This window comes from Methylobacterium sp. PvP105 (assembly GCF_017876975.1).
Classification (GTDB): Bacteria; Pseudomonadota; Alphaproteobacteria; order Rhizobiales; family Beijerinckiaceae; genus Methylobacterium; species Methylobacterium radiotolerans.
On the sequence record NZ_JAGIPA010000001.1, the window covers coordinates 1848499 to 1862075 of the forward strand.

A 13577-nucleotide genomic window follows, 5' to 3' on the forward strand; every position below is an offset into this window, starting at 1 on the left:
GGCATGTCGAAGATCGAGACACCCGGCCCCGTCGTCCAAGTCGGCGACGCGCGCTTCGCCAACCACCTGCCGCTGACGCTGATCGCCGGCCCGTGCCAGCTCGAAGGGCGCCAGCACGCCCTGGAGATCGCCGCCGCCCTCAAGGAGATGGCCGCGGGCCTGGGCGTCGGCCTCGTGTTCAAGACCTCCTTCGACAAGGCCAACCGCACCTCGGGCAGCGCCGCCCGGGGCATCGGCCTCGACGGGGCGCTCCCGGTCTTCGCCGAGATCCGCGAGACCCTCGGGCTGCCGGTGCTGACCGACGTGCACGCCGCCGAGCAGTGCGCCCGCGCCGCCGAGGCGGTGGACGTGCTCCAGATCCCCGCCTTCCTGTGCCGCCAGACCGATCTGCTGCTGGCCGCCGCCGCGACCGGCCGGGCGGTCAACATCAAGAAGGGCCAGTTCCTGGCGCCCTGGGACATGAAGCACGTCGCCGCCAAGGTGACGGAGGCGGGCAACCCCAACGTCATCGTCACCGAGCGCGGCGCCTCCTTCGGCTACAACACCCTGGTCTCGGACATGCGCAGCCTGCCGATCATGGCGCAGGTCACGCAGGGCGCGCCGGTGGTGTTCGACGCCACCCACTCGGTGCAGCAGCCCGGCGGGCAGGGGGCGAGCTCCGGCGGCCAGCGCGAGTTCGTCGCCGTCCTCGCCCGCGCCGCCGTGGCGGTGGGCGTGGCGGGGGTGTTCATCGAGACCCATCCCGACCCGGACCGCGCGCCCTCCGACGGCCCCAACATGGTGGCGCTGAGGGACATGCCGGCCCTGCTCGAGGAGCTCCTCGCCTTCGACCGCCTCGCCAAGCGCCGGACCGCCTGACCGGATCAGGCGGATCCACGTCCTGCGGCCGCCGGCTCCAGGACGTGGATCCGCAGGGGCTGGACGAGTCCGAACGTCCCGTCGGCCTCGCGCGCCGCGGCGCCGAGGAAGGCCTCCGCGACGACGGGCCGCCGGTCCCGGATGGTCGCCTCGCGGGCCGGGTCCACGGCGCTGACGCGGGCGAGGAACGCGTCGAGGGAGTCGAAGCGCTCGCGCCGCTCGATCGTCGCGTCGCGGCGGCACGTGTAGGCGCCGCGAGCGAGGGCGGCCGCGATGGCGTCCTGGGCGGCGGCGCGGACCGCGGTCTCGTCCTCGATCAGCCGCAGCGCCTCGAAGAAGCTGCCCTCCGCCAGGGGCTCGACCACGACGAGCCGTCCGCCCGGGACCAGCACGCGGGCCGCCTCGGCGAGGGCCGCAGCCGGGTCCGGGACGTGGTGGAGGGCGTTCAGCATCACGGCGCCGTCGAAGCTGGCGTCGGGGAAGGGCAGGGCCTCGCCGGTCGCGGCCTCGAAGCGCGCCTCCGGCACGGCGTCCCGCGCCCGGGCGAGCGCCGCCGCGCCGGGGTCGATCCCGGTGACGCGCGCGCCGGCGTCGACCAGCCGCCGCGCCAGCGCCCCGGGGCCGCACCCGATATCGACGATCCGCTTGCCGGCCAGCGGCGCGAGGCTCTCGCGGATCAGGGTCAGGGCATCCATCGTCGGTCCTCCGCGAGGATCCGTAGCACGGCCGGGCCGGGAGAGGAGGGGTTTCCTCCGCGCGCGCCGGGCGGCCGTCGCGGCCTCAGGACAGAAGTCTCGCGCGACGCAGTCGTCACGCCCGCCCTGAACGGCGCCGCGCAAGAGTTCGGAGGCAGTTCCCGCAGAGGCGCCCAAGCTTGACCAGAGTCGACGGAGAGGCGGGAACGATGAACGGCGGTTCATAATCCTGCCCGCGTGCGGATCCGCACGCAAGCACGTCATGAAATCTGGAACTGTCCGGGTGCGGCCACGTTATTGGGCATGTTCGATCGAGGATCGAGAAGGAACACTATGCGCAAGATCGGTATCATCGCCACCGCTGCCGCCATGGCTCTCGGCAGCGTCGCCGTCACGACCAGCGCCGAGGCGCGTCCCTACGGCTACCACGGCGGCTACGGCGGCTACGGCCACGGCTACTACCGCGGCCGTCGCGGCATCGGCACCGGCGCCGCCATCGGCCTCGGCATCGCCGGCCTCGCCGCCGGTGCGATTGCCGCCGGCGCGGCCCGCGACAGCTACTACGGCGGCGGCTACGGCTACGCCCCGTCCTACGGCTACGGCTACGCCCCGGTCTACGGCGGCTACGGCTACGCGGCCCCGGGCTACGGCTACTACGGCTACGGCTACTGAGATCGGAGATCCGAGAGGATCGGGGGGCGACCGGCGCGAGCCGGTCGCCCTTTTCGTCTGTCCGGTCAGCGTCCGCGGTAGGGCGGGACGCCCGGGTCCGGCAGCCACGCGTTCTTCGGCAGCTCGCCCGTCTGCCAGAAGACGTCGATCGGGATGCCGCCGCGGGGATACCAGAAGCCGCCGATGCGCAGGTAGCGGGGCTCCAAGAGGTCGCGGAGCCGCTTGCCGATCGCCACCGTGCAATCCTCGTGGAACGCGCCGTGGTTGCGGAACGACCCGAGGTAGAGCTTCAGCGACTTCGACTCCACGAGCCAGTCGCCGGGCACGTAGTCGATCACGAGGATCGCGAAGTCCGGCTGCCCGGTGACTGGGCAGATCGAGGTGAATTCGGGCGCGGTGAACCGGGCGACGTAGTCGGTGTCCGCGTGCGGGTTCGGGACCCGGTCGAGCCGCGCTTCCTGGGGCGAGGCGGGGAAGGGCGTCGGCTGGCCGAGCTGGAGATCGTCGGTGGAGGTCATGGCCGGCCATATAGAGCCTGCCGGCCCCGCGCGCATCCGCCTGATCCGCGACGCTTTCCCGGCTGAACCCGGCTGTGCGCCGCCCGTCCCGGCGCTTGCCGCCGGCCGCGGCTTGACGGATAAGCCGCCGCGATGCGCCGCACCCCCGATCGGGGCGCGGTCGCCGACCCGCGGCCCCCGCGAGAGGACGTTCCATGACCGCGATCACCAATATCAGCGCCCGCGAGATCCTCGACAGCCGAGGCAACCCCACGGTCGAGGTCGACGTCATCCTGGAAGACGGCTCCTTCGGCCGCGCGGCGGTGCCGTCGGGTGCCTCCACCGGCGCCCACGAGGCGGTGGAGCTGCGCGACGGCGACAAGAACCGCTTCCTCGGCAAGGGCGTGCTGAAGGCGGTCGAGGCGGCCCAGACCGAGATCCTCGACGCGATCGGCGGCATGGAGGCCGAGGACCAGGTCGCGGTCGACGAGGCGATGATCGAGCTCGACGGCACACCCAACAAGGCGCGCCTCGGCGCGAACGCGATCCTCGGCGTGTCGCTGGCGGTGGCCAAGGCCGCGGCCGAGGCCTCGGGCCTGCCGCTCTACCGCTACGTCGGCGGCGTGCAGGGCCGGGTGCTGCCCGTGCCGATGATGAACATCATCAACGGCGGCGCGCACGCCGACAACCCGATCGACTTCCAGGAATTCATGATCATGCCGGTGGGCGCCGATTCGCTCGCCGAGGCCGTGCGCATGGGCTCCGAGGTGTTCCACACCCTCAAGGGCAAGCTGAAGAAGGCCGGCCACAACACCAACGTCGGCGACGAGGGTGGTTTCGCCCCGAACCTGCCGTCCGCCGAGGCCGCCCTCGATTTCGTGATGGACGCGATCAGCGCCGCCGGCTTCAAGCCCGGCCAGGACATGGCGCTCGCCCTCGACTGCGCCGCCACCGAGTTCTTCAAGGACGGTGCCTACGCGTACGAGGGCGAGGGGAAGACCCGCACCATCGAGGCGCAGGTCGACTACCTCGCGCAGCTCGTCGCCACCTACCCGATCGTGTCGATCGAGGACGGCATGTCGGAGGACGACTGGGCCGGCTGGAAGCTCCTGACCGACAAGATCGGCGACCGCTGCCAGCTCGTCGGCGACGACCTGTTCGTCACCAACGTCGAGCGCCTGTCCCGCGGCATCGCCGAGGGCACGGCCAACTCGATCCTGATCAAGGTCAACCAGATCGGCTCGCTCACCGAGACCTTGGCGGCGGTCGATATGGCCCAGCGCGCCGGCTACACCGCGGTGATGTCGCACCGCTCGGGCGAGACCGAGGACTCGACCATCGCGGACCTCGCGGTCGCCACCAATTGCGGGCAGATCAAGACCGGCTCGCTCGCCCGCTCGGACAGACTGGCCAAGTACAACCAGCTGATCCGCATCGAGGAGGGCCTGGGCCCGCAGGCGCTCTACGCCGGCCCGTCGGCGCTCAAGCAGCTCGCCCGCCGCTGATCCGGCGGATCCTGCTGGCCGGCCTGCTCGGTGTCGGAGCGGCCGGCCCCGCCCGCGCGGACCCGCTCTGCGACGGGGCCCGCCCGACGCTCAGCGCGCAGCTGCTGTTCGGCCTGTCGCGGCCGGACGGCGGGCGCGTCTCCGGCCGGGCCTTCGACCGGTTCCTGGCCGAGCGGATCACCCCGCGCTTCCCGGACGGGCTCACGGTCTTCGCCGGCCGGGGCCAGTGGCGCGGACCGGACGGACGGATCGTCCACGAGGCCGCCCGCATCGTCCTGATCGTCACCGAACCCACGCCCGAGGCGGTCGCTTCCCTGCGCGCCGTGCAGGAGGCGTACCGGACCCGCTTCGCGCAGGGCGCGGTCGGCCTGGTGCTGCAGCGGAGCTGCGCGCTGTTCTGAGGGCGGCGCCGATCCGTCCGCTCGTCCGCTCGACTCGGACGGAGGATCTCCGCCTCCTCAGGCCGTCGCCGCACCGGACGGCTCGCCCGGCACGGTCCAGACCCGCATCGGCCGCGACAGGCCCCGGAGCTCGATCGTCCCGACCGGCTCCAGCGGCCGGGCGCACCGTTCGGCGAAGGAGTCCGACACGAGGAGCTCGTGGCCGAGGGCCGCGCACTGGCTCTCGATCCGGCTGGCCTCGTTGACCGCCCGCCCGATGATCGTGAAGTCGAGGCGCCGCTCGGTGCCGACATTGCCGTAGATGACCGTCCCGAAATGGACGACGCACTCGGCCGGGAGCTCGGGCAGCCCCGCGGCGCGGCGGCGGGCGTTGAGCGCCGCGTTGGCGGCGAGCCCCTCGGTCGCGGCGTCGAGGGCGCCGCCGCAGACCGGGCAGGGCAGGGTGTCGGCGTCCGGGACCGGGAAGATCGCCAGGAAGCCGTCGCCGAGGAATTTCAGGATCTCGCCGCCGTGCCGCGCCACCGGGTCGCCGAGGGCGTCGAAGTGCTCGTTGAGCCACGTGACCATGTCGGCGGGATCCACCCGGTCGGCCAGGGCCGTGAAGCCCCGGAGGTCGGTCAGCAGGATCGCCGCCGGCACGGCCCGCCCCTCGCCCCGGCGGATCTGGCCGTCGAGGATGCGCTCGGCGGTGGACCGGCCGAGATAGGTGGCCGACACTTCCCGGAACGTGTGGGCGAGGCCCATCTTGGCCATCGCCAGCGTCAGGAACGGCAGGACCTCGGCGATCGCGGCGAGGTCCGCCCCGGTGAAGCCGGCGGCGGCGCGGGTGCAGAACGAGACCGCGATGCCCCGCAGCGCGGTGCCGGGGGCGAACTCGGCGATGTGCAGCACGTAGTCGACGCCGCCCTGCGCCCCGAGGGCGTTCAGGACCGGGAAGTCCACCGCCAGCCCGGGCGCGTCGAGGCGCCAGCGGCCGAAGGTCTCGCCCTTCTCCACCAGGGCGTAGACCGGGCTCAGGAGCCAGTCGCTCTCCTCGTCGGCGCCGTGGGCGTTGGCGACGAAGGACATGCCCTCGCCCGCGTGCCAGTTCAGGCTGACGCCGCGCAGCGTCGGGTCCAGGGCCGGCGCCATGACGCTGACCCGCCAGACGGGGAGGCCGGCCTCGACCAGCGACTCGCAGAAGCCCGCGAGCAGGGTGTCGTGGTCGTCGGTCGCCGTGGCGTGCGCGGCGATCCAGCGCCCCAGATGCGTCAGGTCCATGCCTCAGGCTCGCCCCTGTCCGTGCCGGCCGCGGTCCGGCCCCGACCCGGCCCTGTCCCGACCGCGGCGCGATCGAAAAGAACCGTTAACCTTTCCGCGCGAGGGTCGCGCCATGGTCGTGCGCCGCCGAGTCAGAATGGTCGTGTTGCCGCTGGGTCTCTGGACCCTGTCGGCGCTCGTTGTCGGCTATTTCGTGTGGCAGGCCGAGAGTGGCAACCGCGGCCTCGAGGCCAAGAAGGCCCTGAAGATCCGCGCCTACGGCCTCAGCCAGGAACTCGCCGCCGTGAAGGCCGAGCGCGCCGTCTGGGAGCATCGGGTGAACCTGCTCAAGAGCGACCAGATCGACCGCGACCTCCTGGAGGAGCGCGCCCGGATCGTCCTGGGCCGGGTGCACGCCAACGACGTGGTCATCATCACGCCCTGACCGTCGCGCGAGCGCCCCGCGGAAGTCCCGGGACGGTTTTCCGCAGTCCTGAAAGTGCTCTGACAAGAGCGGCTTCCTGTCAGAGCGGCAGCCCTCGCTTTCCAATCGTCGCTGTCCTACACCCCCACGCAGTCGCGTGGAATCACGGGGAGAGCGCCGATGGACGCCGCCAAGGAGCCTGCCAAAGAGCCCGCAACGGACGCGTCGTCCGCGCCGGTGCAGGCCGCGAGCCCTCAGGCCGCCGAGGCGCACCGCCCCGCGCCGAACATGCCGCAGTTCACGCGGGACGAGGATCTCCACGCCTATCACGAGATGCTGCTGATCCGGCGCTTCGAGGAGAAGGCCGGCCAGCTCTACGGCATGGGCCTGATCGGCGGCTTCTGCCACCTCTACATCGGCCAGGAGGCCGTGGTGATCGGCATGCAGATGGCCTCGGTCGAGGGCGACCAGGTCATCACCGGCTACCGCGACCACGGCCACATGCTGGCCTGCGGCATGGATCCGAAGGGCGTCATGGCCGAGCTGACCGGCCGCCGCGGCGGCTACAGCCGCGGCAAGGGCGGCTCGATGCACATGTTCAGCCGCGAGAAGCAGTTCTTCGGCGGCCACGGCATCGTCGGCGCGCAGGTCTCGCTGGGCACCGGCCTCGCCTTCGCCGACCATTACCGGGAGAACGGCAAGGTCAGCCTGACCTACATGGGCGACGGCGCCGCCAACCAGGGGCAGGTCTACGAGAGCTTCAACATGGCGGCCCTCTGGAAGCTGCCGGTCGTCTACGTGATCGAGAACAACCGCTACGCCATGGGTACCTCGGTGGCCCGGGCCTCGGCGCAGACCGACTTCTCGAAGCGCGGCCTCTCCTTCGGCATCCCCGGCGAGCAGGTCGACGGCATGGACGTGCGCACCGTCCGCGAGGCGGCCACGCGGGCGATCGAGCACGCCCGCACCGGCCAGGGCCCGTACATCCTGGAGATGCAGACCTACCGCTACCGCGGCCACTCCATGTCCGATCCGGCCAAGTACCGGACCAAGGACGAGGTCTCGAAGATGCGCGACGAGCACGACCCGATCGAGATGGTGCGCAAGCGCCTGCTCGAGCTGCACGCCGTGCCCGAGGCCGAGCTGAAGGCCACCGACGCCAAGGTCCGCGAGGTCGTCAACGCCTCGGCCGAGTTCGCCACGAACGACCCCGAGCCGGATCCGTCCGAGCTGTGGACCGACATCCTCCTGGACGCGCACGCCTGAGCGCGGACGACACCGCTGGCCGCCCCCCCAACGAATAAACGACCGCAGAGCTGAGCATGGCGACCGACATCCTGATGCCCGCCCTCTCGCCCACCATGGAGGAGGGCAAGCTCGCCAAGTGGCTGAAGAAGGAGGGCGACCCGATCAAGTCCGGCGACGTGCTGGCCGAGATCGAGACCGACAAGGCCACCATGGAGGTGGAGGCCATCGACGAGGGCGTCCTCGCCAAGATCCTGATCGCCGAGGGCACCGAGGGCGTCGCGGTGAACACGCCGATCGCCGTCATCGCCGGCGAGGGCGAGGACCCGGCGAGCGTCCAGTCCGGCGGCGGCGCCAAGCCCAACGGCGCGGGCGGGCAACCCGCCCCCGCCCCCGACATGCAGGCCGAGGGCATGGCCGACAGACCGGCTCCCGCGGCCAAGACCGGCGACGACGCCCCGAAGGCGCCGGCCGCGCCCGCCGTCATCACCAACAAGGCCCAGGAGCCGGTGATGGAGGAGTTCCCGGCCGACACGCCGATGGTCACGCAGACCGTCCGCGAGGCCCTGCGCGACGCCATGGCCGAGGAGATGCGCCGCGACGGCGACGTCTTCGTCATGGGCGAGGAGGTCGCCGAGTACCAGGGCGCCTACAAGGTCACCCAGAACCTGCTGCAGGAATTCGGGCCGAAGCGGGTGGTCGACACCCCGATCACCGAGCACGGCTTCGCGGGCATCGGCGTCGGCGCGGCGCTGGCCGGCCTGAAGCCGATCGTCGAGTTCATGACCTTCAACTTCGCCATGCAGGCGATCGACCACATCATCAACTCGGCGGCCAAGACGCTGTACATGTCCGGCGGCCAGCTCGGCTGCCCGATCGTGTTCCGCGGCCCGAACGGCGCCGCCGCCCGCGTCGCCGCCCAGCACAGCCACGACTACGCCGCGTGGTACTCCAACGTGCCGGGCCTCAAGGTGATCGCGCCCTACACGGCGTCCGACGCCAAGGGCCTGCTGAAGGCCGCGATCCGCGACCCGAACCCGATCATCTTCCTCGAGAACGAGATCCTGTACGGGCAGTCCTTCCCGGTGCCGCAGCTCGACGACTTCGTGCTGCCGATCGGCAAGGCGAAGATACACCGCACCGGCAGCGACGTGACCATCGTGTCCTTCGCGATCGGCATGACCTACGCCCTCAAGGCCGCCCAGGCCCTCGCCGAGCAGGGCATCGAGGCCGAGGTGATCGACCTGCGCACGATCCGGCCGATGGACACCGAGACGGTGGTCGCGTCGGTCAAGAAGACCGGCCGCTGCATCACCGTGGAGGAGGGCTTCCCGCAATCCGGCGTCGGCGCCGAGATCGTGGCCCGCCTGATGGTCGACGCCTTCGATTACCTCGACGCCCCGGTCCTGCGGATCACCGGCAAGGACGTGCCGATGCCCTACGCGGCCAACCTCGAGAAGCTGGCCCTGCCGACGGTGGCGGAGGTCGTCGAGGCCGCCAAGAGCGTCTGCTACAAGTGACCGGCGCGCGGGCGACGCCGTCGCCCGCCCCGGCCAGGATCGAGGAACAGCCGGCGCGCCATGAGCCAGGATCCCAGCAGCGACTTCGCCGAACTCGCCATCCCGCCCGACGCCCTGGAGCAGGGCGGTATCGAGGTTCTGCGCGCGGCCGTGGTGGACGGCGCGGTGAGCGTCGCGCTCCGCCGCTCCTTCGACGACCCGGCGACCTGGGGCCGGCTGCTGATCGACCTCGCCCGGCAGGCGGCCCGCGCCTACGCGCTGGAAACCGACATGTCGGAGGAGGAGGCGCTGGAGCGCATCCGCGCGGGCTGGGAGGCCGAGGGGCTCGACCCCGGCGGCCTCAACTGACGATGGCGGCCGACCATGGCTGAGGCGGCTGTCCGGCAGGCGATCTACGCGGATCTGGAGGCAGTCCCGGAGCATCGCGTCGCCGAGATCATCGACGGGGTGCTGGAGACGTATCCGCGGCCGCGACCCCGGCACGGCATCGCCGCGGCCCGCCTGTCTGGAGAGCTGGATCGGCCGTTCGCACGCGGCCGTGGTGGTCCCGGCGGATGGGTCTTCATCACCGAGCCTGAGCTTCACCTCGGATCCCAGGTGGTCGTGCCCGATCTTGCGGGCTGGCGCCGCGAGCGGATGCCGACCGAACCCGAGGATGCCTTCCTCGAGACGCCTCCGGATTGGGTCTGCGAGATCCTCTCGCCGTCGACGATTCGCCTCGATCGCGGGCCGAAGCGCCGGATCTACGCCGGGTCCGGCGTCGACCACCTCTGGCTGCTGGACCCGGCGGCCGGCGTGCTGGAAGGCTTCGCCCTCGCGGACGGGCGCTGGGTGCTCCTCGCCACGATCCAGCGCGGCGAGACCGTGGCCCTGCCGCCCTTCGACGCCGTCCCGTTCCCCCTCGACGACCTCTTCCCCTTCGACGATCCGGCCGCCCCGGCCTTGCCCGAGACCTGATGCCATGCCGATCAACGTGCTGATGCCCGCGCTCTCCCCGACCATGGAGAAGGGCAACCTCGCCAAGTGGCTGAAGAAGGAGGGCGACCCGATCAAGTCCGGCGACGTGCTGGCCGAGATCGAGACCGACAAGGCCACCATGGAGGTGGAGGCCATCGACGAGGGCGTGCTCGCCAAGATCCTCGTGCCCGAGGGCACCGCGGACGTTCCGGTCAACGACCTGATCGCCATCATCGCCGGCGAGGGCGAGGACCCGTCGAGCGTGCAGGCCGGCGGCGCGCCGAAGGCCGCCTCGAACGGCGAGGCCAAGGCGGAATCCAAGCCCGAGCCGAAGGCCGACGCCTCGGCGGCCGGGCAGAACACGACGCCCGGCGGCGGCCACATGGCGTACGAGCGGGTGAACGCGGCGCCCGAGGGCGCGCAGCCCGGCGGCGCCCCGCAGGCCGGCGCGCAGGCCGGCTCGGGCGGCCGGGTCTTCGCCTCGCCGCTCGCCCGGCGGATCGCCAAGCAGGAGGGCGTGGATCTCGGCGCCGTCCGGGGCAGCGGGCCGCACGGCCGCATCATCGCCCGCGACGTGCAGGCCGCGAAGGCTTCCGGCGCCACCCAGGCGCCCGCCGCCGCGCAGCCCGCCGCCGAGGCGCCGAAGGCGGCAGCCCCGACCCCGAAGACCGCCCCCGCGGGCGGGGCGCCGGCCGGGCTCACGACCGATCAGGTCAAGGGCTTCTTCGCCAAGGACGCCTACGAGGACGTCCCCCTCGACGGCATGCGCAAGACCATCGCCAAGCGCCTCACCGAGGCGATGCAGGTCGCCCCGCACTTCTACCTGACGGTGGATTGCGAGCTCGACGCGCTGATGAAGCTGCGCGAGACGCTGAACGGCTCCGCCGGCAAGGACAAGGACGGCAAGCCCGCCTTCAAGCTCTCGGTGAACGACTTCGTCATCAAGGCGATGGGCTTGGCACTCACCCGCGTGCCCGCCGCCAACGCGGTCTGGGCCGAGGACCGGATCCTGCGCTTCAAGCACGCCGAGGTCGGCGTCGCGGTGGCGATCGACGGCGGGCTGTTCACCCCGGTGATCCGCCGGGCGGACGAGAAGACGCTCTCGACCATCTCCAACGAGATGAAGGACTTCGCGGCCCGCGCCCGCGCCAAGAAGCTGAAGCCCGAGGAGTACCAGGGCGGCGTCACCTCGGTGTCGAACCTCGGCATGTTCGGCATCAAGCACTTCACCGCGGTGATCAACCCGCCGCAATCGAGCATCCTGGCGGTGGGCGCGGGCGAGAAGCGCGTCGTCGTGAAGGACGGGGCGCCGGCCGTGGTCCAGGTGATGACCTGCACCCTGTCGTGCGACCACCGGGTGCTCGACGGGGCGCTCGGCGCGGAGCTAGTCTCGGCCTTCAAGGGGCTGATCGAGAACCCGATGGGCATGCTGGTGTGAGGAGCGACTCTGCCATGATCGCCTGAGCGATCAAAGGAGAGTCGCGTGTCGGAAGTTACCGATCTGGTCCTGCCAGTCCTACAGCGGATGCAGAGCGACATCGCCGAGGTGAAGCGCGATGTCGCAGCGATCAAGACAACCCTGACGGGTCATACCGAGAAGCTGGAAGAACTGGAGATTTACGTCGCCTACGAGACCGGCCTCGGCACGCAGGCGAAGGCGGATCTTCAGTCGATCAAGAAGACGATCAAGGCCATGGAGCAGCGGCTGAGCGCGCTGGAGACCTCGCCTTGATCGCCTCCTCAACGACGGTGCGGTCGCGCGCCCCACAGCGGAGAGCTGAGACACGATGTCCGACACCTACGACGTCCTCATCATCGGCGCCGGGCCCGGCGGCTACGTCACGGCGATCCGCGCGGCGCAGCTCGGCTTCAAGACCGCCGTGGTCGATCGCGAGCACCTGGGCGGCATCTGCCTGAACTGGGGCTGCATCCCCACCAAGGCCCTGCTCCGCTCGGCCGAGATTTTTCATTATTTCCAGCACGCCGGCGATTACGGGCTGACCGCGGAGAAGGTCGGGTTCGACACCGCGGCGATCGTGAAGCGCTCCCGCGGCGTCTCGGGCCGGCTCAACGGCGGCGTCGGCATGCTGCTCAAGAAGAACAAGGTCGACGTGATCTGGGGTGAGGCCGCGGTCGACAGCGTCGCGCAGGGCAACCAGCCCGGCCAGGTCACCGTGAAGGAGACCAAGCGCGCCGAGCCGCCGAAGGGCGCCAAGGGCGCCGGCACCTACCAAGCCAAGCACATCATCGTGGCGACCGGCGCGCGCCCCCGCGCCATCCCCGGGATCGAGCCCGACAAGAAGCTGATCTGGACCTACTACGAGGCCATGGTCCCCGAGACGATGCCCAAGAGCCTGCTGGTGATGGGCTCGGGCGCCATCGGCATCGAGTTCGCCTCGTTCTACCGCACCATGGGCGCCGAGGTGACCGTGGTGGAGCTGCTGCCGCAGATCCTGCCCGTGGAGGATGCCGAGATCGCAGGCCTCGCGCGCAAGCGCTTCGAGAAGCAGGGGATCAAGATCCTCACCGGCGCCAAGGTCACGAAGGTCGAGAAGGGCGCGAACTCCGTCACCGCCACCGTCGAGGGCGGCGACGGCAAGAGCCAGCAGATCACGGCCGAGAAGCTCATCTCGGCGGTGGGCGTCGTCGGCAACATCGAGAATATCGGCCTCGAGAAGCTCGGCGTGAAGATCGACCGCGGGATCGTGGTGACCGACGGGCTCGGCCGCACCAACGTGCCCGGCCTCTACGCGATCGGCGACGTCGCCGGCCCGCCGATGCTCGCCCACAAGGCCGAGCACGAGGGCGTCATCTGCATCGAGACCATCAAGGGCCTGCACACCCACCCGATGGACAAGGCCAAGATCCCGGGCTGCACCTACTGCCAGCCGCAGATCGCCAGCGTCGGGCTGACCGAGGCCAAGGCCAAGGAGCAGGGATTCTCGGTGAAGGTCGGCCGGTTCCCCTTCGCGGGCAACGGCAAGGCGATCGCGCTGGGCGAGCCGGACGGGCTGATCAAGACCGTGTTCGACGCCAAGACCGGCCAGCTGCTCGGCGCCCACATGGTCGGCGCCGAGGTGACCGAGCTGATCCAGGGCTACGTCGTGGCGATGAACCTCGAGAGCACCGAGGAGGAGCTGATGCACACGGTGTTTCCGCACCCGACGCTCAGCGAGATGATGCACGAGAGCGTGCTAGACGCCTACGGCAAGGTGATCCACACCTGATCGGCGGCCGACGGGGCGCGCGGGTCGGACGTGGACCCGCGCGCCGCCGAGCGGTCAGTGCGGGCGGGACCGCGCCGCGAGCGTCAGGCTCACGGCCTGGAACAGCAGGATCACCAGAACCGTCGCCGCGCTGCCGCCGATCGGGATCAGCAGCAGGGCGACGACCGGATCGAGCCCCCGGACGAGCAGGAGCGTGATGCAGCTGCCGATCACGGAGGCGATGGTCATCCGAAAGATGCAGCATTCGGACGGTTGCATGCGCGCTCCAAATCAGGCTTCCGTCGGGAGTCTGGCGAGGCGCGCCCGATTATGCAACCGAAGATAGTACTTAGTCGAA

At 71.0% G+C, this 13577-nt stretch carries 16 protein-coding genes; 12 read left to right on the plus strand and 4 right to left on the minus strand.

Annotated elements, in window-relative coordinates; genetic code table 11:
• Positions 1-3 precede the first annotated feature (3 nt).
• Positions 4-858 (plus strand): 3-deoxy-8-phosphooctulonate synthase, encoded by an 855-nt coding sequence (gene kdsA, locus J3A75_RS08845; RefSeq protein WP_024830864.1) that lies wholly within the window; start codon positions 4-6, stop codon positions 856-858.
• A 5-nt stretch (positions 859-863) separates the two neighbouring features.
• On the opposite strand, the gene J3A75_RS08850 is transcribed toward kdsA, so the two are convergent.
• Positions 864-1553 carry a class I SAM-dependent methyltransferase gene (locus tag J3A75_RS08850; protein WP_058607366.1) on the minus strand — a complete coding sequence of 230 codons (690 nt, stop codon included), beginning with the start codon at positions 1551-1553 and terminating at the stop codon, positions 864-866.
• Positions 1554-1886: 333 nt separating this feature from the next.
• On the opposite strand from J3A75_RS08850, the gene J3A75_RS08855 reads away from it, so the two are divergent.
• A complete protein-coding gene (locus tag J3A75_RS08855) occupies positions 1887-2225 on the plus strand; it encodes a hypothetical protein (protein ID WP_012317985.1) in 339 nt (112 codons plus the stop codon).
• Positions 2226-2290: 65 nt separating this feature from the next.
• Here the strand turns inward: J3A75_RS08855 and queF are convergent, their stop codons facing one another.
• Positions 2291-2743, minus strand: coding sequence for a preQ(1) synthase (gene queF / locus J3A75_RS08860; protein ID WP_029359946.1), 453 nt, complete (start codon positions 2741-2743; stop codon positions 2291-2293).
• Positions 2744-2937: 194 nt separating this feature from the next.
• Here queF and eno point away from each other — a divergent pair, with 194 nt between their 5' ends.
• Positions 2938-4227 (plus strand): phosphopyruvate hydratase, encoded by a 1290-nt coding sequence (gene eno / locus J3A75_RS08865; RefSeq protein WP_012317987.1) that lies wholly within the window; start codon positions 2938-2940, stop codon positions 4225-4227.
• A gap of 104 nt (positions 4228-4331) precedes the next feature.
• Positions 4332-4628 (plus strand): DUF3574 domain-containing protein, encoded by a 297-nt coding sequence (locus J3A75_RS36440; RefSeq protein WP_281068168.1) that lies wholly within the window; start codon positions 4332-4334, stop codon positions 4626-4628.
• Positions 4629-4685: 57 nt separating this feature from the next.
• Here the strand turns inward: J3A75_RS36440 and J3A75_RS08870 are convergent, their stop codons facing one another.
• Positions 4686-5888, minus strand: coding sequence for an adenylate/guanylate cyclase domain-containing protein (locus tag J3A75_RS08870; RefSeq protein WP_029359948.1), 1203 nt, complete (start codon positions 5886-5888; stop codon positions 4686-4688).
• Between the two features lie 112 nt (positions 5889-6000).
• Here J3A75_RS08870 and J3A75_RS08875 point away from each other — a divergent pair, with 112 nt between their 5' ends.
• From J3A75_RS08875 to lpdA, 8 genes are all read left to right on the plus strand, one after another.
• Positions 6001-6312 (plus strand): FtsB family cell division protein, encoded by a 312-nt coding sequence (locus J3A75_RS08875; protein ID WP_012317989.1) that lies wholly within the window; start codon positions 6001-6003, stop codon positions 6310-6312.
• Between the two features lie 267 nt (positions 6313-6579).
• Positions 6580-7557, plus strand: a complete 978-nt coding sequence (gene pdhA / locus J3A75_RS08880) for a pyruvate dehydrogenase (acetyl-transferring) E1 component subunit alpha (RefSeq protein WP_234742070.1) — start codon at positions 6580-6582, stop codon at positions 7555-7557.
• Positions 7558-7613: 56 nt separating this feature from the next.
• On the plus strand, positions 7614-9056 hold the full coding sequence (locus J3A75_RS08885; protein WP_012317991.1) for a pyruvate dehydrogenase complex E1 component subunit beta: 1443 nt from the start codon (positions 7614-7616) through the stop codon (positions 9054-9056).
• A gap of 60 nt (positions 9057-9116) precedes the next feature.
• Positions 9117-9404 (plus strand): DUF5076 domain-containing protein, encoded by a 288-nt coding sequence (locus J3A75_RS08890; RefSeq protein ID WP_012317992.1) that lies wholly within the window; start codon positions 9117-9119, stop codon positions 9402-9404.
• 15 nt (positions 9405-9419) lie between these two features.
• Complete coding sequence (locus J3A75_RS08895) at positions 9420-10013, plus strand: Uma2 family endonuclease (protein ID WP_209650014.1); 594 nt, start codon at positions 9420-9422, stop codon at positions 10011-10013.
• Positions 10014-10017: 4 nt separating this feature from the next.
• A complete protein-coding gene (locus J3A75_RS08900; RefSeq protein ID WP_012317994.1) occupies positions 10018-11451 on the plus strand; it encodes a pyruvate dehydrogenase complex dihydrolipoamide acetyltransferase in 1434 nt (477 codons plus the stop codon).
• Between the two features lie 45 nt (positions 11452-11496).
• Positions 11497-11745, plus strand: a complete 249-nt coding sequence (locus J3A75_RS08905) for a hypothetical protein (protein ID WP_012317995.1) — start codon at positions 11497-11499, stop codon at positions 11743-11745.
• A 55-nt stretch (positions 11746-11800) separates the two neighbouring features.
• The gene (gene lpdA / locus J3A75_RS08910) at positions 11801-13240 is read left to right on the plus strand and encodes a dihydrolipoyl dehydrogenase (RefSeq protein ID WP_012317996.1); all 1440 of its coding nucleotides are present in this window, start codon (positions 11801-11803) and stop codon (positions 13238-13240) included.
• A 54-nt stretch (positions 13241-13294) separates the two neighbouring features.
• Here lpdA and J3A75_RS08915 read toward each other — a convergent pair whose 3' ends face one another.
• A complete protein-coding gene (locus J3A75_RS08915; protein ID WP_208861836.1) occupies positions 13295-13468 on the minus strand; it encodes a hypothetical protein in 174 nt (57 codons plus the stop codon).
• Between the last annotated feature and the right edge of the window lie 109 nt (positions 13469-13577).

Bases quoted from the DNA above. Each gene is read 5' to 3' on its own strand.
- kdsA (WP_024830864.1), top strand. From the start codon at position 4: ATGTCGAAGATCGAGACACCCGGCCCCGTCGTCCAAGTCGGCGACGCG.
- J3A75_RS08900 (WP_012317994.1), top strand. From the start codon at position 10,018: ATGCCGATCAACGTGCTGATGCCCGCGCTCTCCCCGACCATGGAGAAG.
- J3A75_RS08895 (WP_209650014.1), top strand. From the start codon at position 9,420: ATGGCTGAGGCGGCTGTCCGGCAGGCGATCTACGCGGATCTGGAGGCA.
- J3A75_RS08870 (WP_029359948.1), bottom strand. From the start codon at position 5,888: ATGGACCTGACGCATCTGGGGCGCTGGATCGCCGCGCACGCCACGGCG.
- queF (WP_029359946.1), bottom strand. From the start codon at position 2,743: ATGACCTCCACCGACGATCTCCAGCTCGGCCAGCCGACGCCCTTCCCC.
- pdhA (WP_234742070.1), top strand. From the start codon at position 6,580: ATGCCGCAGTTCACGCGGGACGAGGATCTCCACGCCTATCACGAGATG.
- J3A75_RS08850 (WP_058607366.1), bottom strand. From the start codon at position 1,553: ATGGATGCCCTGACCCTGATCCGCGAGAGCCTCGCGCCGCTGGCCGGC.
- J3A75_RS08890 (WP_012317992.1), top strand. From the start codon at position 9,117: ATGAGCCAGGATCCCAGCAGCGACTTCGCCGAACTCGCCATCCCGCCC.
- J3A75_RS08915 (WP_208861836.1), bottom strand. From the start codon at position 13,468: ATGACCATCGCCTCCGTGATCGGCAGCTGCATCACGCTCCTGCTCGTC.
- lpdA (WP_012317996.1), top strand. From the start codon at position 11,801: ATGTCCGACACCTACGACGTCCTCATCATCGGCGCCGGGCCCGGCGGC.
- J3A75_RS08875 (WP_012317989.1), top strand. From the start codon at position 6,001: ATGGTCGTGCGCCGCCGAGTCAGAATGGTCGTGTTGCCGCTGGGTCTC.
- J3A75_RS08885 (WP_012317991.1), top strand. From the start codon at position 7,614: ATGGCGACCGACATCCTGATGCCCGCCCTCTCGCCCACCATGGAGGAG.
- eno (WP_012317987.1), top strand. From the start codon at position 2,938: ATGACCGCGATCACCAATATCAGCGCCCGCGAGATCCTCGACAGCCGA.
- J3A75_RS08855 (WP_012317985.1), top strand. From the start codon at position 1,887: ATGCGCAAGATCGGTATCATCGCCACCGCTGCCGCCATGGCTCTCGGC.